A 21,237-nucleotide genomic window follows, 5' to 3' on the forward strand; every position below is an offset into this window, starting at 1 on the left:
TGTCGATGACTTCGTGTTCCTGCATGAGTCGCCGCAACAGCTCAACCAATGGCTGGCCCAGGTCGAAGCGTTCCTGCCCAGGCTCGGCGCCAAGTTGAACCCCACGAAGACGATCTTGCAGCCCGTGGATCGCGGCGTCGACTTCGTTGGTCATGTGATCAAGCCGTGGCGGCGAACCACCCGCAAGCGATCACTGGCCCAGGCGCTCAAGCGTACCGCCGCTGCGGCGGATGAGGATCTGCGCGAGACAGCCAACAGCTACTTCGGCCTGCTCAGCCAGGCTAGCCACAGCGAGAAAGATCGGGCGGCACTGGCCCGCGTCGTGCTGAAGCGCGGCAACAGCGTCAACGCTGCGTTGACCAAGACGTTTCAGAAGAAATAACCCCAACCCCATAGGAGGCCGCATGGACGTGACATACGGAAGCGTTTGCAGCGGCATCGAAGCCGCGACCCAGGCCTGGCACCCGCTGGGCATGCGCGCCGCCTGGTTCGCCGAGATTGAGCCGTTCCCCTCGGCGGTCCTGGCCCACCACTACCCTGACGTGCCGAACCACGGCGACATGACCAAGCTGGCCGCCCTGGTGCTGGCCGGCAAGATCCCGGCGCCGGACGTGCTGGTCGGCGGCACCCCGTGCCAGGCCTTCTCTGTCGCCGGTATGCGCGAAGGCCTCACCGACCCGCGCGGCGCCCTCACCATCAAATACGTGGAGCTTGCAGATGCAGTTGACTATGTTCGCGCCGGCCAGCGAAAGCCCGCCAGCGTTATCGTCTGGGAGAACGTCCCCGGCGTCCTCAGCGACAAAGGGAACGCCTTCGGATGCTTTCTTGGCGCGCTTGCTGGGGAAGACTGCGAGCTGCAGCCTCCAGGGAAAAAATGGCAGGACGCTGGTTGTGTGTATGGACCCAAAAGAACAATCGCGTGGCGGGTTCTGGACGCCCAATATTTCGGCCTGGCCCAACGACGCCGTCGTGTGTTCGTTGTCGCAAGTGCTCGAGACGGGTTCGATCCCACCGAGGTACTTTTTGAGCGAGAAAGCGTGCGCCGGGATACTGCGCCGCGCCGAGGCCAGGGGCAGGACGTTACCGGAACAGCTCCTTTCGGCCCTGCGCTCCAGTGCGGAGAAGGATGTGAGTACGTCTTTCCAGAGCAGTTAGGCGCTTATGGCTGCCCTGGCTGCGAAGGCGACTTCGGGCCTGCTGTATCGATGTTCGGCGGCACCCCAGCCTTCGGCGCCGGGCGCATGTCCGGCTCTATCGAGAAGTCCGGCACCCTCACCCACCATGAAGGCCGCAACGATCTAGATAGCGAAACCTTCTTCGTTCAGGCGGCACCAGAAATCGCCGGAGCGCTGCGTAGCACTGACGGTGGCGCAGATGTTGACCACGGCATGGCCGGCCATCTTGTGGCAGGCACGCTCAACACCAACGGCAAGGCCGCCGGCAGCGCGACCAACCAGGACGCAGAGTCAGGCCTACTGGTGGTGCATGGCACGCAAGACCCAGGCGTTAGCGAAAAACTGGCCTTTGCCCTGGGTAGGAACAGCGGACAGGAAAACGCTGTGCTGGCTTTCTCCTGCAAGGATCATGGTGCTGACGCTGGAGAAATCGCGCCAACTTTGCGCGCCATGGGCCACTCAGGCAGCCACGCCAATGCCGGTGGACAAGTGGCCGTGTGCATCACGGGCGACATAACCCACACGCTGAAGACTGATGGATTCGACGGCAGCGAGGACGGAACCGGCAGGGGCCAGCCTATAGTGCCAGACACATCCGGCGTGAGGCGCCTTACTCCAAGGGAATGCGAACGCCTCCAGGGCTTCCCTGACGACTACACGCGCATACCTTGGCGCGGAAGGGTTTTGGGTTTGTGCCCAGACGGCCCCCGCTACAAGGCGATCGGCAACAGCAAGGCCGTTACAGTGGTTCGCTGGATCGGCCGACGACTTCTGCAACAACTCTAAACTCCCCCACTCCACCGCCCGGGCATGGCCCGGCAAGGACTCCCCATGCCTACAAAACAGAAATCACCTGTCGTCTACGTGGCCGGGCCCTACCGCGCAGCAACCCGCGAACTGATCGCCGAGAACATCGCTATGGCCAGGTCCGTCGCAGTTGCCACCGCCCGCCTCGGCTGGTTCCCGCTCTGCCCTCACACCAACACTGCGCATTTCGACGACGACCTGCCCGGTCAAGACCAGTTCTTCCTCGACGGCACTCTGGCGCTGATGGAGCGTTGCGACGCGGTTGTCTTGGTCAGCGGCTGGCGATACAGCGCAGGCACGCTGGGCGAGGTTCACAGGGCGCGCGAGCTGGGTATGCCGATCTTTGCCTGCCTGGAAGATTTGCCAACAGCCGACGAGTTCGCCGGCATGACGATGAATCCTGAAAATCCCGAAGCGAGGAATGCATCGTGAGAAACGTCAAAACACGTGAGGGCATGGAGTACTGGGACAAGATCTGTTCGCTCAAGCACTACGGGTTCCTGCATTCGCCGGACGGCAAGCGCGTTGTGAAGACCGAAGGCATCGGCAACTGGATCGACAAGTTCCAAGCACAGGAGATCGTTGACCAGGCGCAGGATGAGATCAACCAGTATCGCGCGGAGCGTGATGCCCTGCAGGTGCTGCTCACCGCTGCGGATCAGCGGAACGATACCGCGACATCTTTGATCCGGCGCATCGTCGCCAACTTCGATACCGAGATTGAGTGTAACGAAGACGTAGAGCCGAACGACCTGGAACACGACCAGGTGCTGTCTGATATGCGCGCGTTCCTGAATCCAAAGCGTGATGACTGGCTCATGAACCCTTGCGGGCAAGGCCACCGCGATGTCGGCGCGGCTGGCGGCGTGGCTCAGTGCTACACCTGCGACGAGAAGATAACGGCGGCCAGCACTCAAGAAGCTTTCGAGCAATGGAACGCAACGCATCCAGCCACTTGAACGTCAAACCCCGACAGGAGTACATCCGTACTCCTATCGCAAAACCTGTAACCCCTCCCCCTTCAAAGTCAGCCGCTATAGCGGCAAGGAGCCCGGCATGCCCAAAACATTGCAGGACGAGTTCGAGGCCGAGTACTGCGAGCACGCCCACCGCCTCCCGGCCCTGGTCAAAAACTGCCGTCTATCAAATGGCAGCTACGGCGTTCCCTGTATCGCCAAGGCCTGGCACTGGTTCCGGCGCTCTCGCGAGATGCTGGTGGTGGAGCTGCCAACAGTTGGACCTTCGCCCGAACCGCTAGAAGACGCCATCGACGATAGCTTCCTTGATGCCCATCACGCCAAGATACGCATGCGCAATGGCTGCTTCATGGCCATTAAAGCTGCTGGCATCACAATCGCGGGGGAGTCGAACTGATGAGCGACGAACTGAAACCGTGCCCTGAGTGTGCGAGCGACAACTTGGAGCTGGATAGCAGCTGCAGCGCCGGACTCAGCTGGGTCATCTGCCGCGACTGCGACTTCACCCTGCAGAAGAAGGTGCCCGAGGAAAACATCTGGCGGCACTGGAACAAGCTGAAGAAAACGCAGAAGCCCTAACCCCAATCCCCCTACATGCCTGCCGGTGAGCGGCGGGCGAGGTATTCCTATGGGTCACGCACTCGATGGGCGGCCGCTGGCCGTCCGACTGCAAAAGCGAATTCAAAAGTTTCAGGGCTGTACTGCGCAGTCCTTGGTTACGGACATGGCCCTGCATCAGCAGTCGCTGGAGGCCATCACGGAATGCGTTAGCGCACTGAAGGCCCTGGCCGCGCACTACGGCGACTTGCGGGACGGCGAATCACTCAACGTCGACGCTGCTCGCTCCGCACTTGCCAAGTACCGCCTATAACCCACCTTCTGCCGCCCAGCGCGGCGCGGAGCATCATCATGTCAAAAGTCACCCTGGATGAATGGGCGGCGGCCGAGTTCAAGACGCCGCCGAGCCCCAACACTCTGCGCAAATGGGCGAGAGAAGGACGGATCGCTCCGGCACCGATCAAACATGGGCGAAGCTACTATGTAGAATCGGATGCCCACTACAAGGAACCGGATCAGCGTCCCGCACGGATCGCTGGAGAGAGCCTGATCGTCAGAATAGAGAGAGCGCGAAATGGCTCCAAGGCCGCGTAACCCCGGATCAAAAGACCTTCCGCCGAACCTTTATCGAAAAAAAGACGCCCGAAACGGCGTCACCTACTACACGTACCGCGACCCGGTCAGCGGCCGCGTACTGGGCATGGGTAAAGACAAGGAGGCGGCGATCCGCGATGTCGTGGAGTTCAACCACGCCGAGGCGGTCAAGCCAACCATTGCTGAGCGGATCAACGCGCAGGTACCAGCACCAGGCAAACTGTTCTCCGAATGGCTGGATGAATACCGCGAGCTGTTCGCCGAGCGGAAGTTGTCAGCCAGCAGTAACAAAAACGTGGGGATGCGGTTAAACCGCCTGACGGCAGTATTTGGTACGAAGGGTATTAAGGACATCACGACGATGGATGTGGCCGATTACCTGACGGGCATGGCCAAAGAGGGAAAGGCGCAGATGGCCAGGGCAATGCGTTCGCTGTTGCGAGACGTGTTCGCCGAGGCGCAGGCGCGTGGGTGGGCAGACGCCAACCCGGTCGAGGTGACCAAGGCGGCGCGGGTTAGCATCAAGCGCGAACGGCTGACGCTGGAACTGTGGAAGGCAATCTACGAGGAAGCCACGAAACCCTGGCTTCGCAGGGCAATGGAGCTGGCGGTGCTGACTGGCCAGCGACGGGACGATATAGCCTCGATGCTTTTCAAGGATGTGCACGACGGCTTCCTGCATGTCGTTCAGTCCAAGACCGGGGCCAGGCTGCGGATCAGCACCGCGCTTCGCCTTGAGTCGGTCGGACTGGATCTGTCCACTGTAATTAAGCAATGCCGCGACCGCGTTCTGTCACAACACCTGGTGCACCATGCACAAGCTTCGGGCCGGGCAAAAGCTGGCCAGCCGCTGGTGTTGGACACCCTTAGCTCCGCCTTTGCCGAAGCGCGCGACAAAGCCGGCCTGAAGCTGGGGATAACTTTTGGCCGCCAGCCACCGTCCTTTCACGAGCAGCGATCCCTCGCCGCACGACTTCACGAACTCGAGGGCCGTGATGCACAGAAGCTGCTGGGTCACCGTTCGGCCACTATGACCGACCTGTACCGAGACAGCCGAGGCGCTGAGTGGATCGACGTGGCATAATTGACGGCTGAATTTTGGGGAGATATTGGGGAAGTTTTGGGGAGGATTTTATGCCCAACGAAATCAAGCAGTTACAGATTTACGGTATCAAAGCCTGCGACACCATGAAAAAGGCGCGCACCTGGCTCGATGAGCACGCGGTGAGCTATGCGTTCCACGACTACAAAACGGCCGGTATCGACCGCGAACACTTGACCCAATGGTGCAACGAGCACGGTTGGCAGGTGGTTTTGAACCGTGCGGGCACCACCTTTCGCAAACTCGAAGACGAACGCAAAGCCGATCTCGATCAGTCGAAAGCCATTGAATTGATGCTCGCGCAACCTTCGATGATCAAGCGCCCGGTGCTTGATCTCGGTGACAGAACCCTGATTGGCTTCAAGCCAGATAGTTATTCGGCGGCCCTCAAGTAGGCCAGCCCTTCCATTTTTGTAGAGGTAACAGCATGTCCAATTCCCTGTTCAGCCTGGGCTTCGGCGTCGGCACTCAGAACCGCCAAGGTGCTTGGCTGGAAGTGTTTTACGCACAACCCTTGCTCAATCCATCGGCTGAAATCGTTGCCGCCATCGCGCCGATCCTCGGCTACAGCGAAGGCAACCAGGCGATCACCTTCACCGTCGCCCAGGCCCTGCAACTGGCCGACGCGCTCAAAGGCGTCGACGCTACCCAAGCCGCCCTGCTGAGCCGCCTGGCTGAAAGCCACACACCGCTGGTCGCCACCTTGCTGGCCGAAGACGCCGCACTGACGTCCACCCCAGAGGCCTACCTCAAGCTGCACCTGCTGTCCCATCGCCTGGTCAAGCCACACGGCCTGAGCCTCGCCGGTGTGTTCCCGCAACTGCCGAACGTGGCCTGGACCAGCCAGGGCGCAATCGACATCAATGAGCTGGCCGAACGCCAACTGGAAGCCCGCCTGCGTGGCGAGTTGCTGGAAGTGTTCTCGGTGGACAAGTTCCCGAAAATGACCGACTACGTGGTACCGAGCGGCGTGCGTATCGCTGATGCCGCGCGTATCCGCCTCGGCGCCTATGTGGGCGAAGGCACCACCGTGATGCACGAAGGTTTCGTCAACTTCAACGCCGGCACCGAAGGCCCGGGCATGATCGAAGGCCGTGTATCGGCTGGCGTGTTCGTCGGCAAGGGTTCGGACTTGGGCGGCGGTTGCTCGACCATGGGCACCCTGTCGGGCGGCGGCAACATCGTGATCAAGGTCGGCGAAGGCTGCCTGATCGGCGCCAACGCCGGTATCGGTATCCCATTGGGCGACCGCAACACCGTGGAATCGGGCCTGTACGTCACCGCCGGCACCAAGGTTGCGCTGCTGGACGAGTCGAACCAACTGGTCAAGGTGGTCAAGGCGCGTGAGCTGGCCGGCCAACCGGACCTGCTGTTCCGCCGTAACTCCGAGACCGGTGCCGTGGAGTGCAAAACCCACAAATCGGCCATCGAACTGAACGAAGCGCTGCACGCTCACAACTAAGCAGCCACTCGATGCCACTAGCGGGCCCCGACCCTGGGGCTCGCTTATACGAGTCTTGAACACCATGCTTGTGCCCTCCCCCTGGCGCGCCGACTTTCCGGCCATCGCCACCCTGCAACGGCAAGACCAGACCTACCTGGACAACGCCGCGACGACGCAAAAACCCCAGGCCCTGCTGGATGCCATCAGCCATTACTACGCCAATGGCGCCGCCAATGTGCACCGTGCCCAGCATTTGCCGGGCGCCCATGCGACCCAGGCCTTCGAGGACAGTCGCAGCAAGGTTGCGCAGTGGTTGAATGCAGGTGACAGCGGGCAAATCGTGTTCACCCACGGCGCGACGTCAGCGCTGAACCTCCTGGCTTATGGCCTTGAGCACTTATTCAATGCGGGCGATGAGATTGTCATCAGCGCCCTGGAACACCACGCCAACCTGTTGCCGTGGCAGCAACTGGCCAAGCGTCGCGCGCTCACCCTGGTGGTATTGCCTCTCGACGATGACGGCGTGACCGACCTGCAAGCCGCCGCCGAGTTGATCGGCCCGCGTACGCGCCTGCTGGCGGTGAGCCAACTGTCCAACGTGCTTGGCACCTGGCAGCCGCTGCCGGCCTTGCTGGCGCTGGCCCAGGCCCACGGCGCCCTGACCGTGGTCGATGGCGCCCAAGGCATCGTCCACGGCCGCCACGACGTGCAGGCCCTGGGCTGCGACTTCTATGTATTTTCCAGCCATAAGCTGTACGGCCCGGACGGCGTCGGCGTGCTGTACGGCAGCCACGCAGCCCTGCATCACCTGCGCCATTGGCAATTCGGTGGCGAGATGGTGCAACAGGCCGACTACCACAGCGCCAGCTTCCGCCCGGCACCGCTGGGGTTCGAAGCCGGCACCCCGCCGATTGCCGGCGTGATCGGCCTGGGCGCGACCCTGGACTATCTGAGTTCGCTGGACCCACAGGCGATTCTCACCCATGAAGCGGCCCTGCATGACTACCTGTTGCGCGGGCTGAACGCGCGCAATGGCGTCCGTGTGTTGGGGTCGCCGCAGGCGGCGCTGGTCAGTTTCGTGGTCGAAGGCGTGCACAACGCCGACCTCGCGCACCTGCTGACCGAACAAGGCATTGCCGTACGTGCCGGCCATCATTGCGCGATGCCGCTGCTCAAGGCGATGCACTTGTCGGGGGCGATCCGCGTCTCCCTGGCGCTGTATAACGATTCCGATGACCTGGAACGCTTCTTTGAAGCGCTGGACCGGGCGCTGGATATGCTGCGATGAGCCTGCCGGTGGTTGCAATTGCTGCGCTAGAAGCCTTCCAGTCAGTAGGCAGCTGGGAGCAACGCGCTCGAATGCTGATGCAGTGGGGTGAACGCCTGCCCGTATTGGCGGATGAGGAGAAGGTCGATGCCAACCTGGTGCAGGGCTGTGAGAGCCTGGTGTGGTTGGTGGGGCGCTTGCACGATGGCCACTGGCAGTTCGCCGCGAGCAGCGATGCGCGGATGATTCGTGGCTTGGTGGCATTGCTGCTGGCACGGGTCAATGGGCTGTCGGCGGACGAGTTGCAGGCGGTCGACTTGCCTGACTGGTTCAATCAGCTAGGGCTTTCCCGTCAACTGTCGCCGTCGCGCAGCAATGGGCTGAATGCAGTCCTGCAGCGCATGCGAACGCTAAGCCATACACAGGACTAAATGTGGGAGGGAGCAAGTCGAATCGTCGCACCGCCCCTCCCACATTTGAACCGTCTAAAGTTCTGAGACTCAGGTCGGTTTGACCCGTTCCGAGGGCCTGCGCACCCCGGCCACAATCTTGTCCACCGCCTTGGTCGCCGCGACCATGCCGAAAGTCGCCGTCACCATCATCACCGCGCCAAACCCGCCGGCGCAGTCCAGCTTCACCCCATCACCGACAAAACTCTTCTGCAAACAGATGCTGCCATCCGGCTTGGGGTAGCGCAGTTGCTCGGTGGAAAACACGCACGGCACGCTGTAGTGGCGGGTCACGGTGCGGGAAAAGCCGTAGTCACGGCGCAAGGTGGAACGCACTTTCGACGCCAAGGGATCATTAAAGGTGCGGTTCAGGTCGCAGACCTGGATCAGCGTCGGGTCGATCTGCCCACCGGCGCCACCGGTGGTGATGATCTGGATCTTGCGGCGCTTGCACCAGGCAATCAGTGCGGCCTTGGCGTTAACCGCGTCGATGCAGTCGATCACGCAATCGATGTTGGGCGTGATGTACTCGGCCATGGTGTCGCGGGTGACGAAATCCGCTACCGCATGCACCGTGCAATCCGGGTTGATCGCGCGCAGGCGCTCGGCCATCACCTCGACCTTGGGCTTGCCCACGGTACTGTCCAAGGCGTGCAGCTGGCGGTTGCTGTTGCTGACGCAGACGTCGTCCAGGTCGAACAGCGAAATCTCGCCCACCCCGCAACGGGCCATGGCTTCCGCCGCCCACGAGCCGACGCCACCGACGCCGACGATCGCCACATGGGCCGCTTTCAAGCGCTCCAGGCCTTCAATGCCATACAAGCGGGCGACGCCTGCAAACCGCGGATCTTCTGTACTCATGACCATTACCCCAAAAACCGGCGCGCATTATAGGGCTACGCAGCGACAAGTTTTAAGCTACAAGCTACAAGTTAAGAACTTAGATGTACTTTCGCTGCCCAATGTCCGGTTTTTCTCGGCTTGCTGTACGGTCAGGGAAAGGCCGGTGTAGGATGCGCGCCGTTCGGTGCAGGCCGACACCTCTTTTCGTTCCACACCCTTTGGAACCCGACATAACCATGGCATCGCGTAAATTTGGACTCAACCTGGTGATAGTGCTGGCAATTGCCGCGCTGTTCACCGGCTTCTGGGCGCTGATCAACCGCCCGGTCACTGCTCCCAACTGGCCCGAGCAGATCTCCGGTTTTTCCTACTCGCCGTTCCAGCAAGGCCAGTACCCGCAGAAAGACCAGTACCCCACCGACGAGCAGATGCGTCGCGATCTGGAGATCATGAGCAAGCTGACGGATAACATCCGCACCTACTCGGTCGACGGCACGCTGGGGGACATTCCCAAGCTCGCCGAAGAGTTCGGCCTGCGCGTAACGCTGGGGATCTGGATCAGCCCGGACCTGGAGCGTAACGAGCGCGAAGTCCAGCGCGCCATCGAGATCGCCAACAGCTCGCGCAGTGTCGTGCGGGTTGTGGTCGGTAACGAGGCGCTGTTCCGTGAAGAGATCACCCCTGAAGCCCTGATCGTGCTGCTGGACCGGGTGCGCGGCGCCGTGAAAGTACCGGTGACGACCTCCGAGCAATGGCATATCTGGGAAAAGAACCCGCAACTGGCCAAGCACGTCGACCTGATCGCCGCGCACATCCTGCCGTTCTGGGAGTACATCCCGATGGACAAGGCCGGCCAGTACGTACTCGACCGCGCCAAGGACCTGAAGAAACTGTTCCCGAAAAAGCCGCTGCTGCTGTCGGAAGTGGGCTGGCCAAGTAACGGCCGGATGCGCGGCGGGAATGAAACGTCCCCCGCAGACCAGGCCATTTACCTGCGTACGCTGGTGAACAAGCTGAACCGCCAGGGCTACAACTACTTCGTGATCGAGGCCTTCGACCAGCCGTGGAAGGTCAGCGACGAAGGCTCGGCCGGCGCGTATTGGGGCGTCTACAACGCCGCGCGCCAGCAGAAATTCAACTTCGAAGGGCCGGTGGTGGCAATCCCGCAGTGGCGCGTCCTGGCGATCGGCTCGGTGGTGCTCGCCTTGCTGTCCCTGACCCTGCTGATGATCGACGGCTCATCCCTGCGCCAGCGTGGCCGCACCTTCCTGACCTTTATCGCGTTCCTCTGCGGTTCCGTACTGGTGTGGATCGGCTACGACTACAGCCAGCAATACAGCACCTGGTTCAGCGTGACCGTCGGCATCTTGTTGGCCTTGGGCGCCCTGGGCGTGTTCATTGTGTTGCTGACCGAAGCCCACGAACTGGCGGAAGCGGTATGGACCCACAAGCGCCGGCGTGAATTCCTGCCGGTGGAAGGGGAATCGGACTACCGCCCGAAAGTGTCGATCCATGTGCCGTGCTACAACGAGCCGCCAGAGATGGTCAAACAGACCCTCGACGCCCTGGCGGCCCTCGATTACCCGGACTATGAAGTCCTGATCATCGACAACAACACCAAGGACCCGGCGGTATGGGAACCGGTGCGCGACTACTGCGAAACCCTGGGCCCGCGCTTCAAGTTCTTCCACGTCGCACCCCTGGCCGGTTTCAAGGGCGGTGCACTGAACTACCTGATCCCGCACACCGCCAAGGATGCCGAAGTGATCGCGGTAATCGACTCGGACTACTGCGTGTCGCCGAACTGGCTCAAGCACATGGTGCCGCACTTCGCCGACCCGAAAATCGCCGTGGTGCAGTCGCCGCAGGACTACCGCGATCAGAACGAAAGCACCTTCAAGAAGCTCTGCTACGCCGAATACAAAGGCTTCTTCCATATCGGTATGGTCACCCGTAACGACCGCGACGCGATCATCCAGCACGGCACCATGACCATGACCCGTCGCTCGGTGCTCGAGGAACTGGGCTGGGCCGACTGGTGCATCTGCGAAGACGCCGAACTCGGCCTGCGGGTATTCGAGAAAGGCCTGTCGGCGGCGTACTACCACGACAGCTACGGCAAGGGCCTGATGCCGGATACCTTTATCGACTTCAAGAAACAGCGTTTCCGCTGGGCCTATGGCGCGATCCAGATCATCAAGCGTCACACCGCCAGCCTGCTGCGCGGCAAAGACACCGAGCTGACCCGTGGCCAGCGCTACCACTTCCTCGCGGGCTGGTTGCCGTGGGTGGCGGACGGCATGAACATCTTCTTCACCGTCGGCGCGCTGTTGTGGTCGGCGGCGATGATCATCGTGCCGACGCGGGTCGACCCGCCGCTGTTGATTTTCGCGATCCCGCCGTTGGCGTTGTTCGTGTTCAAGGTGGGCAAGATCATCTTCCTCTACCGCCGCGCGGTAGGTGTGAACCTCAAGGATGCGTTCTGCGCCGCCCTGGCTGGCCTGGCGTTGTCCCACACCATCGCCAAGGCGGTGCTGTATGGCTTCTTCACCACCAGCATTCCGTTCTTTCGTACCCCGAAAAACGCGGATAACCACGGCTTCTGGGTAGCGATTTCCGAAGCCCGCGAAGAAATGTTCATCATGCTGCTGTTGTGGGGCGCGGCGCTGGGGATCTACCTTGTGCAGGGCCTGCCGAGCAATGACATACGTTTCTGGGTGGTGATGCTGCTGGTGCAATCGCTGCCGTATGTGGCGGCGTTGATCATGGCGTTCCTGTCGTCGCTGCCGAAACCAGCCGTGGCACCTGAGCCTGCACCTGTGGCTTAAAAACTTGCGCAATGCACTAAACGGCGGCCTCTGGCCGCCGTTTTGCTATAAGATAACGGCCGTTTTGTCCGCCCGCCCCGCTCTTCCAGACATGCTTCCCGGAGTTTTCCCATGACGGCCCATGCCGACCTTTCGCCGACCCTTCAACTTGCCATCGACCTGATCCGTCGTCCCTCGGTCACGCCGATCGACGCCGATTGCCAGAAGCTGATGATGCAGCGCCTGGGCGACGCCGGTTTTGCGCTGGAGCCGATGCGCATCGAGGACGTGGACAACTTCTGGGCCACCCATGGCAAGCACGACGGCCCGGTGCTGTGCTTCGCCGGCCACACCGACGTGGTCCCCACCGGCCCGGTGCAAGCCTGGCAGAACGACCCGTTCGACGCATTGATCGACGAAAACGGCATGCTCTGCGGGCGTGGCGCGGCCGACATGAAGGGCAGCCTGGCCGCCATGCTGGTGGCGGCCGAGCGCTTCGTCAGCGACTACCCGGACCACAAGGGCTCGGTCGCGTTCCTGATCACCAGCGATGAGGAAGGCCCGGCGCACCATGGCACCAAGGCCGTGATCGAACGCCTGGCCGCGCGCAAGGAGCGCCTGGACTGGTGCATCGTCGGCGAACCGTCGAGCACTACCCTGGTGGGTGACGTGGTCAAGAACGGCCGTCGCGGCTCCCTCGGCGCCACCCTGACCGTGCGCGGCGTACAGGGCCATGTGGCCTACCCGCACCTGGCGAAGAACCCGATCCACCTGGCCGCGCCGGCCCTGGCCGAACTGGCCGCCGAGCACTGGGACAACGGCAACGCCTTCTTCCCGCCGACCAGCTTCCAGATTTCCAACCTCAACTCTGGCACCGGCGCCACCAACGTGATTCCGGGTGACCTGACGGCGGTGTTCAACTTCCGTTTTTCCACCGAATCCACTGTCGAAGGCCTGCAACAGCGCGTTGCGGCGATTCTCGACAAGCATGGCCTGGACTGGCATGTGGAGTGGGCGCTGTCGGGCCTGCCGTTCCTCACCGAGCCGGGCGCGTTGCTCGATGCGGTGTCGGCCAGCATCAAGGCGATCACCGGGCGTGAGACCCAGGCCTCCACCAGTGGCGGTACCTCCGATGGGCGCTTCATCGCGACCCTTGGCACCCAGGTGGTCGAGTTGGGCCCGGTGAACGCGACGATCCACCAGGTCAACGAGCGGATCCTGGCCAGCGACCTCGACGTGCTGACCGAAATCTATTACCAGACCCTGATCAAGTTGCTCGCCTGATGCTGGCCTGCCCGATTTGCAGCGCCCCGCTCAACGCGGTGGACAATGGCGTGGCGTGCCCGGCCGGGCACCGTTTCGACCGCGCGCGCCAGGGTTACCTGAACCTGCTGCCGGTGCAGCACAAGAACAGCCGCGACCCGGGCGACAACCTGGCCATGGTCGAGGCGCGCCGTGACTTTCTCAACGCAGGGCACTACGCCCCGGTGGCCAAGCGCCTGGCCGAGCTGGCCGCCGAACGCGCACCGCAGCGCTGGGTGGACATCGGTTGCGGCGAGGGTTACTACACCGCGCAAATCGCCGCGGCCCTGCCCCATGCCGATGGCTACGCGCTGGACATTTCCAAGGAAGCGGTCAAGCGCGCGTGCAAACGCGACCCGGCGCTGACCTGGTTGATCGCCAGCATGGCCCGCGTGCCGTTGGCCGACGCCAGCTGCCAGTTCCTCGCCAGTGTGTTCAGCCCGTTGGATTGGCAAGAGGCCAGGCGCCTGCTCAGTCCCGGCGGCGGCCTGATGAAGGTCGGCCCGACCAGCGGCCACCTTATGGAACTGCGCGAGCGCCTGTACGACCAAGTGCGCGAGTACACCGACGACAAGCACCTGGCCCTGGTGCCGGACGGCATGAGCCTGGCCCACAGTGAAACCCTGGAATTCACCTTGAGCCTGGCCGAGCCCCGGGACCGCGCCAACCTGCTGGCCATGACCCCTCACGGCTGGCGCGCCAGTGCCGAGCGCCGTGCCGAGGTGATCGAGGCGGCCGAGCCGCTGCTGGTCACGGTGTCGATGCGCTACGATTATTTCGTGCTTCAATAACCGACTTTTAACCATCCGCGAATGGATTTTCGAATCCCGCAACGAGGAATATCCATGCGCCAACCCGATATCGAGATTTACCTGAAGGACGCCGACGTCGACTACAAGGCCATCGCCGCCTGGCTGGGCGCTGCCCTGGGCCCTTGCAGCGACTGGGTCCAACGTGGCCAGACCTACAAGTGCAAGGCCGGCAATGTGCCCGTCACCTGGCTGCCGAAAGCCGTAGGCAAGTGGAACAGCCTGTACCTGGAAAGTGACCAGACACCGTGGGAGGACGACATTGCCTGTGCCCGCGCTGCGTTTGCTGCGCTGAATGTTGAAGTACGTTGCGCACCGGGTAGCTGGGTCGAGGAAGAAGGTGAGGAAAGCGCCGACACCTGGATCCGCATCAGCGCGGACGGTGAAGAGCAGATCACCTGGAAAACAGCTTAAAAAGCAGCTTCAAGCTGCAAGCTGCAAGTCAAAGCGCTTGCAGCTTGTAGCTTGCCGCTCGGCCTACAGGCCGACCACATCCTCCGCCTGCAACCCCTTCTCGCCGCTTACCACGGCGTATTCCACTTGCTGGCCCTCGGCCAACGAACGGTGGCCGTCGCCGCGAATGGCGCGGTAGTGCACAAACACATCCTTGCCATCTTCACGCTGGATAAAGCCATAGCCCTTGGCGTCGTTGAACCACTTCACATTGCCTGTCTCGCGCGTTGCCATCTGTTCACTCCCACTTGATTGTTATTGTTGAGCCGATCGCGTTGAACTGCCGAGTATAAGACAGGCTCAAAAACGATCAACTCAAGTTTACATCGCTGCTTTTTTGCCGATTTTCGGCGAATACGGCACACTACCCGCCCGAGCGCCTGCTCGGTTTTTCCCACTTGAAGCAGCTCGCCTATGACCCGCTCCCCGTTCCGCCGTCTGGTGTTTGGCACCTTGCGCCGACTGTTGTACCTCTGGGTTCGCTCGGAGACGATCAACCAGTCGTCCCTTACCCTCAACCTGGACCGCAGCCGGCCGGTGTTTTACGTCCTGCAATCGCCCTCCCTCACCGAATTGGCCGTGGTCGATGCCGAGTGCACCAAGGCCGGCCTGCCGCGCCCGGTACTGCCGGTATCGGTAGGGCCGCTGATGGAACCCGCGGCGTTCTTCTACCTCACGCCCGAGCCGGACTGGCTGGGGCGCCAGGACAAGCGCGGCGCGCCGCCTACCCTGACCCGCCTGGTCAACACCCTCAGCGAACACGCCGAAGAGAATGCACAAATCATTCCGGTCAGCGTGTTCTGGGGACAAACCCCTGCGAGCGAGTCCAGCCCGTGGAAACTGCTGTTTGCCGACAGCTGGGCGGTCACTGGGCGTCTACGCCGGTTGTTGAGCATCCTGATCCTGGGGCGCAAGACCCGCGTGCAATTCTCCGCGCCCATCAACCTGCGTGAATTGATCGAGCACAATAAAGGCCACGAACGCACCGTGCGCATGGCCCAACGTATCCTGCGCGTGCACTTTCGTAACCTGAAGACGGCGGTGATCGGCCCCGATTTGTCCCACCGGCGCAATCTGGTGAAAGGCCTGGTCAACATGCCATTGGTGCGCCAGGCCATCCTTGACGAAGCCGAACGGGAAAAAATCAGCCCGGAAAAAGCCAAGGCCCTGGCCCTGCGCTACGGCAACGAGATCGCCTCGGACTACACCTACACCGCGATCCGCTTCCTGGAAGTGGTGTTGAGCTGGTTCTGGAACAAGATCTACGACGGCATCAAGGTCAATAACATCGAGGGCGTGCAACAGGTTGCCCAGGGCTACGAGGTAATTTATGTGCCTTGCCACCGCAGCCATATCGACTACCTGCTGCTGTCCTACCTGCTGTTCAAGAACGGCCTGACCCCGCCGCATATCGCCGCCGGCATCAACCTGAACATGCCGGTAATCGGCAGCCTGTTGCGCCGTGGCGGTGCGTTTTTCATGCGCCGCACCTTCAAGGGCAACCCGCTGTACACCTCGGTGTTCAACGAATACCTGCACACCTTGTTCACCAAGGGCTTCCCGGTGGAGTACTTCGTCGAAGGCGGGCGCTCACGCACCGGGCGCATGCTGCAGCCGAAGACCGGGATGCTGGCGATTACGCTGCGCAGTTTCCTGCGCTCCTCGCGCATGCCGATCGTGTTCGTGCCGGTGTATATCGGCTATGAGCGCGTGCTCGAAGGCCGCACCTACCTCGGCGAGCTGCGGGGTGCGAGTAAGAAGAAAGAGTCGATCTTCGATATTTTCAAAGTGGTCGGCGCGCTCAAGCAGCGCTTTGGCCAGGTCGCGGTCAACTTCGGCGAGCCGATCAAGCTGGCCGAGTTCCTCGACGCCGAGCAACCGGACTGGCGCAGCCAGGAACTGGGCCCGAACTACAAACCGGCCTGGCTCAACGAAACCACCAATCGCCTCGGCGAACAGGTGGCCCGCCACTTGAACGAAGCGGCCGCCGTGAACCCGGTGAACCTGGTGGCCCTGGCGCTGCTGTCGACCACGCGCCTGGCCCTGGATGAACAGGCCATGGCCCGCCAGTTGGACCTGTACCTGGCGCTGCTGCGCCGCGTGCCTTATTCGCCCCACACCACTTTGCCCGAAGGCGACGGCCTGGCGCTGATCAAGCACGTCAAGGACATGGACCTGCTGTCGGAACAGAGCGATGCCTTGGGCAAGATTCTGTACCTGGACGAGCAGAACGCCGTCCTGATGACCTACTACCGCAACAACGTACTGCACATCTTCGCCCTGCCGGCGCTGCTGGCCAGCTTCTTCCAGAGCAGCTCGCGGATGAGCCGCGAGCAGATCCTGCGCTATACCCACGCGCTGTACCCGTACCTGCAATCGGAGCTGTTTATCCGCTGGTCGCTGGAAGAGCTGGATACGGTGGTCGATCAATGGCTGGACGCGTTCGTCGAACAGGGCCTGCTGCGCTTCGAAAACAATGTGTTCCTGCGCCCTGCGCCAAGCTCGCGACACTTCGTGCTGCTGACCCTGCTGTCCAAGACCATCGCCCAGACCCTGCAACGCTTCTACATGGCGATCTCGCTGCTGCTCAACAGCGGCCAGAACAGCATCAGCGCCGAAGAACTGGAAGACCTGTGCACGATCATGGCCCAACGCCTGTCGATCCTGCATGGCCTCAACGCCCCGGAGTTCTTCGACAAGAGCCTTTTCCGACATTTCATCCAGACCTTGCTGGAACAAGATGTGCTGCGTCGCGACGAGGCCGGCAAGTTGAGCTACCACGACCTGCTCGGCGAACTGGCCGAAGGCGCGGCCAAGCGCGTGTTGCCCGCGGAGATTCGCCTGTCGATCCGCCAGGTGGCCCTGCACCGTGTGGATGGCGCAGCCGAAGCGCCGGTGGAAGCGGAAGAAACACGCTAGATTGAACAAGGCGCCAGTTGGATGCTGGCGCCGTTGAAAAGGAGCTGCACCATGAAAAAGATCATTCTCCTGGGCCTCACCGCCCTGCTCGGAGCCTGCCAATCCATGCATCCAGCGCCCAAGGCCAGCCTCGACGGCGAGGTGTTCTACCTGCAACGCATTGCCCTGCCGCCCGCCGCCACCTTGAGCGTGAGCCTCCAGGACGTGTCCCTGGCGGATGCGCCTGCGGTGACGTTGGCCGAGCAGAAAGGCCCGGTCAAAGGCCAGGTGCCGCTGCCGTTTCACCTGACCTACGACCCCGCACAGGTCAAGCCAGGCCACAGTTATTCGGTGAGCGCTCGCATCGAGCTGGATGGCAAGCTACTGTTTATCACCACCGAACGGCACACGGTGCAGCTCAACGGCCAGGATCCACAGCCGCTGCGCGTGCGCGTGAACGCCGTAGCACCCTAAACTCGAACATAAGGACGCTCCCATGCTCCGCAACTCCCTTCGCCTCACTGCCCTGTGTGCCGGCCTGCTGTTCGGCGCCAATGCCATGGCCCTGGACCTCAGTAGCCTGTCCCAGGGCGACGCCAGCGGCGGCCTCAAGGACGCCCTGACCCAAGGCGCACAGATCGCAGTGAAACAACTGGGTGTACCCGGCGGTTTCAGCAACAACCCTGAAGTGAAGATCGGCCTGCCGGGCAAGCTGGGCAAAGTCGCCGACAAGCTGAAAATGTTCGGCATGGGTGACCAGGTCACGCAGTTGGAAGACAGCATGAACAAAGCCGCTGAAACCGCCGTGACCCAGGCCCAGCCGATCCTGGTCAACGCGGTGAAGAACATGAGCGTGACCGACGCCAAGGGCATCCTCAGCGGCGGCCAGGACTCCGCCACCCAATACCTGAATAAAAGCAGCCGCGAAGCCATCCGCGCCAAGTTCCTGCCGATCGTCAAGGCCGCTACCGACAAGGTGGGCGTGGCCCAGCAGTACAACGCCCTGGCAGGCAAGGCCGCCGCATTTGGCGCCGTGGATGCCAAGAGCGCCAACGTCGAAAGCTACGTGACCGAACAGGCGCTGGATGGTTTGTTCAAGATGATTGCGCAGCAGGAAGAGACGATTCGCAAGAACCCGGCGGCTGCGGCCACCAGCCTGGCGAAGAAGGTGTTTGGCGCCTTGTAATAGCTGTGATGCCCACGTTTCAGCGAGACGTGGGCATTGGGAAGCCGCTCAATGAGAAGCCTTTAACCAGTTCTTTTGTATTTCTGCTTGATCTCGCATTGAAAAGAACCATTCGCGGCCAACCTTCTTTTTGACAAATATATTCAAGTCGACTAGACCGTTCAGCACGGCCGATGCCGTATTGTAAGAACAGCCTAGATTTTCCTTCACATTGACGGCTGTGAACTGTTTGGCGGTACCGCTCTTGGCGACCTGAAATACCGTCTTTTGTTTCTCATTCAGTTCCTTATAAAGTCCTGACTCCCATAACCAACGCTCAAACGCCTCGGCCTCTCGGACACTTATCTCGTAAGACTGCTTAAATCCATCAACTGCGCGTTGCACGATGGAGCACTGATAGTCGATGAAGTAAGTCAGATCGAGTTCATCCGTCTCCGTATACAGATAAGACATACCGTATTGAACAGCCGCATTCTTCAGCAAGACACTGATGGAGATATACCTGAATGCCGCGTAATCGCTTTTAAACATGAACCAATAAAACAACGCACGCGCAACACGACCATTGCCATCCCGAAAGGGATGCTCGTAACCCAAGGCAAAGTGCAGAGAAATGCCTTTGATCAGTGGATGCAGGTAGCGGGTGGCCGTAGCATCGTCGTGACAAGTATTGATCCAATCAGCCAACCGCTCCAGCCGAGTGATGATCCCTTCTGCGGGAGGTGGCGAATGCACAACATTGCCATCACCATCCTGGACAACCACCTCATCGTTTAAACGAAAGCTGCCAGGAGAATATTTATCATCGTCAATGCCCTGAACACCTACTTCGTGCATGTCCGCGATCAACTCCACACTGAGCGGCTCGTTTCTCTTATCCCAAGCGAAACGCATCATTCGGTAATTGCCGATGATCATTTTTTCATCTGGCGTTCTGGGCAGTCGCTCTCGCTTCAACATATCTTTTGCAACGAGCGTCGTGGTTGCCGCGCCCTCCAACTGGCTGCTACTGATTGCCTCATCTTCAATCAGGTCGTTGAGCAAATACTTTATATGAGCAGCCTTCCCGACCTTGCTGCTCATGTACTCAAGTGCGGCAGTCGAGGCATATCTGTCGACCGTGGAGACCACGCGTTGTGCGGTTGGCGTTAATACAAAGTTGCACCAGACCTCAGGCGTACCTACGGGCACTATTTTCTGATACAGACGGGAGCGCTCGTACTTTACGATCCCCCAGCATATCGCTTGATCCAAGTGCTGAGGAAAACGGTGGCGTAGCTGATCAAAGTGCAAATAGCGGCCCCGACTGTCTGTTGGCTGAGACAGCTTCATATAGTCAGATAGATGCTGAAGATGGGGCTCCTGGCCAATGAGAACAAAAACCCGTTCCGGCACCTTGGGTGGCAGTTTAATCATCAAAATCTCAATTTTTGATTTCTGAGACTTGAGTACAGCAGAAAACCCCACCTATCTCAATAACCACGAAAATTGAGACATGCCTTTCTTCAATGCAGTACCGACTCAGCCAATCGCCCCACCGTCAACGTTGCAAAGCCCCCCATGGCCAGCGCCGTCGCACGGTTGATCTTCAAGGGTGTCAGCCAGGCTTTTTGCAGCCCTTCGAAGCGACTGCCGAATACGATCCACGCAGACCCTACCGGTATCACCACCAATGCCAGTGTGGTTATGAACCCGGCATAGCCTTGCCATGCGGCAAAGGTGCCGGCCGGCGCAATGAACGACACGATCAACAGCCCCTTGGGGTTCATCAGTGTCAACCAGAAAAAACTCCACCCACTGAGGCGGTCACGGCCAGGGTCGACGGTGCTGTTTTTGCGTTGCCAGAGCTTGTACGAGACATACAGCAGGTATCCGGCCGCCGCCAATTGCGTGAACTTCGACGCCCAAGGCGAATAGGCCGCCAGGTAGAGCAGTGCAACACCCCATATCGAAACCTGAAGCACGTAAGCCAGGCACTCGACAAATGCCAACCACCAGGACGCACGATAGCCAAACAATACGCCGGCACGAAACAGCAAGGTATTGGTGGGACCGGGGGCAAGCAGTAGCAACATCAGGGCTGGAATGCAGGCGAACATGCAGGTTTTCCTCAAGAGTGACGACCCAAAGTCGTTCCCCCCATCGAAACTGACGCGTCAACATGGATGGCCCGGCGACAGTGGCCATCATCAAACTCGCGAAGTCTACTGCAAGTACCCGCAAGATGCCCTCACCGGGAGGGCATGCAGATTCGTTCCAGCGGTTAAACCAGACAACTACAGGAAAGCGCCCACGACAAAAGTCGTCGTTGTTGCCACGCCATAACCAATACTCATGGGCGGCTCGGCCGAACGCATTGAACAAGGGAGTGGCCTCGCGGGACTGGGCTCAGGCCAGCAAGGGCTAGGCGGTTTTGCGTAGCAAGGCCGGGGCGGCGGCGGGCAAGGTCGGGGGGGCGGCTCTTGCGGGCAAGGACCGCTTACCGGGGGTCTTTGAGGCATCGACAGCGCAGAAAAAAAGCACTTGAAGGGGCAAAAAAACATAAAGTATTCCTTAAGTCCAAAGA

General features: G+C 60.9%; 23 protein-coding genes and 1 pseudogene. 20 read left to right on the forward strand and 4 right to left on the reverse strand.

The window, feature by feature from the left end; all coding sequences use genetic code 11:
* The 13 genes and pseudogenes from BFP99_RS29340 to BFP99_RS29395 form a co-directional block, all read left to right on the forward strand.
* Window positions 1-382, forward strand: a pseudogene (locus tag BFP99_RS29340) (reverse transcriptase); the annotation flags it as partial.
* Window positions 383-404: 22 nt separating this feature from the next.
* Entirely contained in the window at window positions 405-1,961 is a 1,557-nt protein-coding gene (locus tag BFP99_RS29345) for a DNA cytosine methyltransferase (protein WP_065948840.1), read from the forward strand.
* A 45-nt stretch (window positions 1,962-2,006) separates the two neighbouring features.
* On the forward strand, window positions 2,007-2,414 hold the full coding sequence (locus BFP99_RS29350) for a DUF1937 family protein (protein WP_065948841.1): 408 nt from the start codon (window positions 2,007-2,009) through the stop codon (window positions 2,412-2,414).
* Window positions 2,411-2,941, forward strand: a complete 531-nt coding sequence (locus BFP99_RS29355; RefSeq protein WP_141690845.1) for a hypothetical protein — start codon at window positions 2,411-2,413, stop codon at window positions 2,939-2,941. Before BFP99_RS29350 ends, BFP99_RS29355 begins: the two co-directional genes overlap by 4 nt.
* Before the next feature lie 97 nt (window positions 2,942-3,038).
* Window positions 3,039-3,356: a hypothetical protein gene (locus BFP99_RS29360; RefSeq protein WP_065948843.1), complete on the forward strand. Its 318-nt coding sequence runs from the start codon at window positions 3,039-3,041 to the stop codon at window positions 3,354-3,356.
* Window positions 3,356-3,538 carry a hypothetical protein gene (locus BFP99_RS29365; protein ID WP_065948844.1) on the forward strand — a complete coding sequence of 61 codons (183 nt, stop codon included), beginning with the start codon at window positions 3,356-3,358 and terminating at the stop codon, window positions 3,536-3,538. Before BFP99_RS29360 ends, BFP99_RS29365 begins: the two co-directional genes overlap by 1 nt.
* Before the next feature lie 145 nt (window positions 3,539-3,683).
* The gene (locus BFP99_RS33395) at window positions 3,684-3,830 is read left to right on the forward strand and encodes a hypothetical protein (protein WP_176719710.1); all 147 of its coding nucleotides are present in this window, start codon (window positions 3,684-3,686) and stop codon (window positions 3,828-3,830) included.
* Between the two features lie 38 nt (window positions 3,831-3,868).
* Window positions 3,869-4,111, forward strand: a complete 243-nt coding sequence (locus BFP99_RS32540; protein WP_083221278.1) for an excisionase — start codon at window positions 3,869-3,871, stop codon at window positions 4,109-4,111.
* Window positions 4,092-5,195: a phage integrase Arm DNA-binding domain-containing protein gene (locus BFP99_RS29375; RefSeq protein ID WP_065948846.1), complete on the forward strand. Its 1,104-nt coding sequence runs from the start codon at window positions 4,092-4,094 to the stop codon at window positions 5,193-5,195. The genes BFP99_RS32540 and BFP99_RS29375 overlap by 20 nt, the downstream gene beginning before the upstream one ends.
* Window positions 5,196-5,245: 50 nt before the next feature.
* Window positions 5,246-5,608 carry an ArsC family reductase gene (locus BFP99_RS29380; RefSeq protein WP_065948847.1) on the forward strand — a complete coding sequence of 121 codons (363 nt, stop codon included), beginning with the start codon at window positions 5,246-5,248 and terminating at the stop codon, window positions 5,606-5,608.
* A 32-nt stretch (window positions 5,609-5,640) separates the two neighbouring features.
* A complete protein-coding gene (dapD, locus tag BFP99_RS29385) occupies window positions 5,641-6,675 on the forward strand; it encodes a 2,3,4,5-tetrahydropyridine-2,6-dicarboxylate N-succinyltransferase (protein ID WP_027604485.1) in 1,035 nt (344 codons plus the stop codon).
* Between the two features lie 64 nt (window positions 6,676-6,739).
* Window positions 6,740-7,945 carry an aminotransferase class V-fold PLP-dependent enzyme gene (locus BFP99_RS29390; protein ID WP_065948848.1) on the forward strand — a complete coding sequence of 402 codons (1,206 nt, stop codon included), beginning with the start codon at window positions 6,740-6,742 and terminating at the stop codon, window positions 7,943-7,945.
* A complete protein-coding gene (locus BFP99_RS29395; protein ID WP_065948849.1) occupies window positions 7,942-8,355 on the forward strand; it encodes a SufE family protein in 414 nt (137 codons plus the stop codon). Before BFP99_RS29390 ends, BFP99_RS29395 begins: the two co-directional genes overlap by 4 nt.
* Window positions 8,356-8,424: 69 nt before the next feature.
* On the opposite strand, the gene tcdA is transcribed toward BFP99_RS29395, so the two are convergent.
* On the reverse strand, window positions 8,425-9,234 hold the full coding sequence (gene tcdA / locus BFP99_RS29400; protein ID WP_046036662.1) for a tRNA cyclic N6-threonylcarbamoyladenosine(37) synthase TcdA: 810 nt from the start codon (window positions 9,232-9,234) through the stop codon (window positions 8,425-8,427).
* 218 nt (window positions 9,235-9,452) lie between these two features.
* Here tcdA and BFP99_RS29405 point away from each other — a divergent pair, with 218 nt between their 5' ends.
* From BFP99_RS29405 to BFP99_RS29420, 4 genes are all read left to right on the forward strand, one after another.
* Window positions 9,453-12,044: a glycosyltransferase gene (locus BFP99_RS29405; RefSeq protein ID WP_065926467.1), complete on the forward strand. Its 2,592-nt coding sequence runs from the start codon at window positions 9,453-9,455 to the stop codon at window positions 12,042-12,044.
* A gap of 111 nt (window positions 12,045-12,155) precedes the next feature.
* On the forward strand, window positions 12,156-13,307 hold the full coding sequence (dapE, locus tag BFP99_RS29410) for a succinyl-diaminopimelate desuccinylase (RefSeq protein ID WP_027604490.1): 1,152 nt from the start codon (window positions 12,156-12,158) through the stop codon (window positions 13,305-13,307).
* On the forward strand, window positions 13,307-14,116 hold the full coding sequence (locus tag BFP99_RS29415) for a putative RNA methyltransferase (protein ID WP_065948850.1): 810 nt from the start codon (window positions 13,307-13,309) through the stop codon (window positions 14,114-14,116). Before dapE ends, BFP99_RS29415 begins: the two co-directional genes overlap by 1 nt.
* 54 nt (window positions 14,117-14,170) lie before the next feature.
* Window positions 14,171-14,548: a hypothetical protein gene (locus tag BFP99_RS29420; protein ID WP_065948851.1), complete on the forward strand. Its 378-nt coding sequence runs from the start codon at window positions 14,171-14,173 to the stop codon at window positions 14,546-14,548.
* 63 nt (window positions 14,549-14,611) lie between these two features.
* On the opposite strand, the gene BFP99_RS29425 is transcribed toward BFP99_RS29420, so the two are convergent.
* Window positions 14,612-14,821 (reverse strand): cold shock domain-containing protein, encoded by a 210-nt coding sequence (locus BFP99_RS29425; RefSeq protein ID WP_017529713.1) that lies wholly within the window; start codon window positions 14,819-14,821, stop codon window positions 14,612-14,614.
* Window positions 14,822-15,001: 180 nt separating this feature from the next.
* On the opposite strand from BFP99_RS29425, the gene plsB reads away from it, so the two are divergent.
* From plsB to BFP99_RS29440, 3 genes are read left to right on the forward strand one after another with little or no spacing between them, the layout of a single operon-like run.
* Window positions 15,002-17,506 (forward strand): glycerol-3-phosphate 1-O-acyltransferase PlsB, encoded by a 2,505-nt coding sequence (plsB, locus tag BFP99_RS29430; RefSeq protein ID WP_065926470.1) that lies wholly within the window; start codon window positions 15,002-15,004, stop codon window positions 17,504-17,506.
* A 51-nt stretch (window positions 17,507-17,557) separates the two neighbouring features.
* Entirely contained in the window at window positions 17,558-17,959 is a 402-nt protein-coding gene (locus BFP99_RS29435) for a YbaY family lipoprotein (RefSeq protein WP_027604494.1), read from the forward strand.
* Window positions 17,960-17,981: 22 nt separating this feature from the next.
* The gene (locus BFP99_RS29440) at window positions 17,982-18,671 is read left to right on the forward strand and encodes a DUF4197 domain-containing protein (protein ID WP_065926472.1); all 690 of its coding nucleotides are present in this window, start codon (window positions 17,982-17,984) and stop codon (window positions 18,669-18,671) included.
* 48 nt (window positions 18,672-18,719) lie between these two features.
* Here the strand turns inward: BFP99_RS29440 and BFP99_RS29445 are convergent, their stop codons facing one another.
* A complete protein-coding gene (locus BFP99_RS29445; RefSeq protein ID WP_065949012.1) occupies window positions 18,720-20,084 on the reverse strand; it encodes a Fic family protein in 1,365 nt (454 codons plus the stop codon).
* 92 nt (window positions 20,085-20,176) lie between these two features.
* Window positions 20,177-20,770, reverse strand: a complete 594-nt coding sequence (locus BFP99_RS29450; protein WP_065948852.1) for a LysE family translocator — start codon at window positions 20,768-20,770, stop codon at window positions 20,177-20,179.
* Window positions 20,771-21,237 lie beyond the last annotated feature (467 nt).

Origin of the sequence: Pseudomonas sp. 1 R 17 (assembly GCF_900067035.1) — a bacterium.
In the GTDB taxonomy this organism is placed as follows: Bacteria; Pseudomonadota; Gammaproteobacteria; order Pseudomonadales; family Pseudomonadaceae; genus Aquipseudomonas; species Aquipseudomonas marginalis.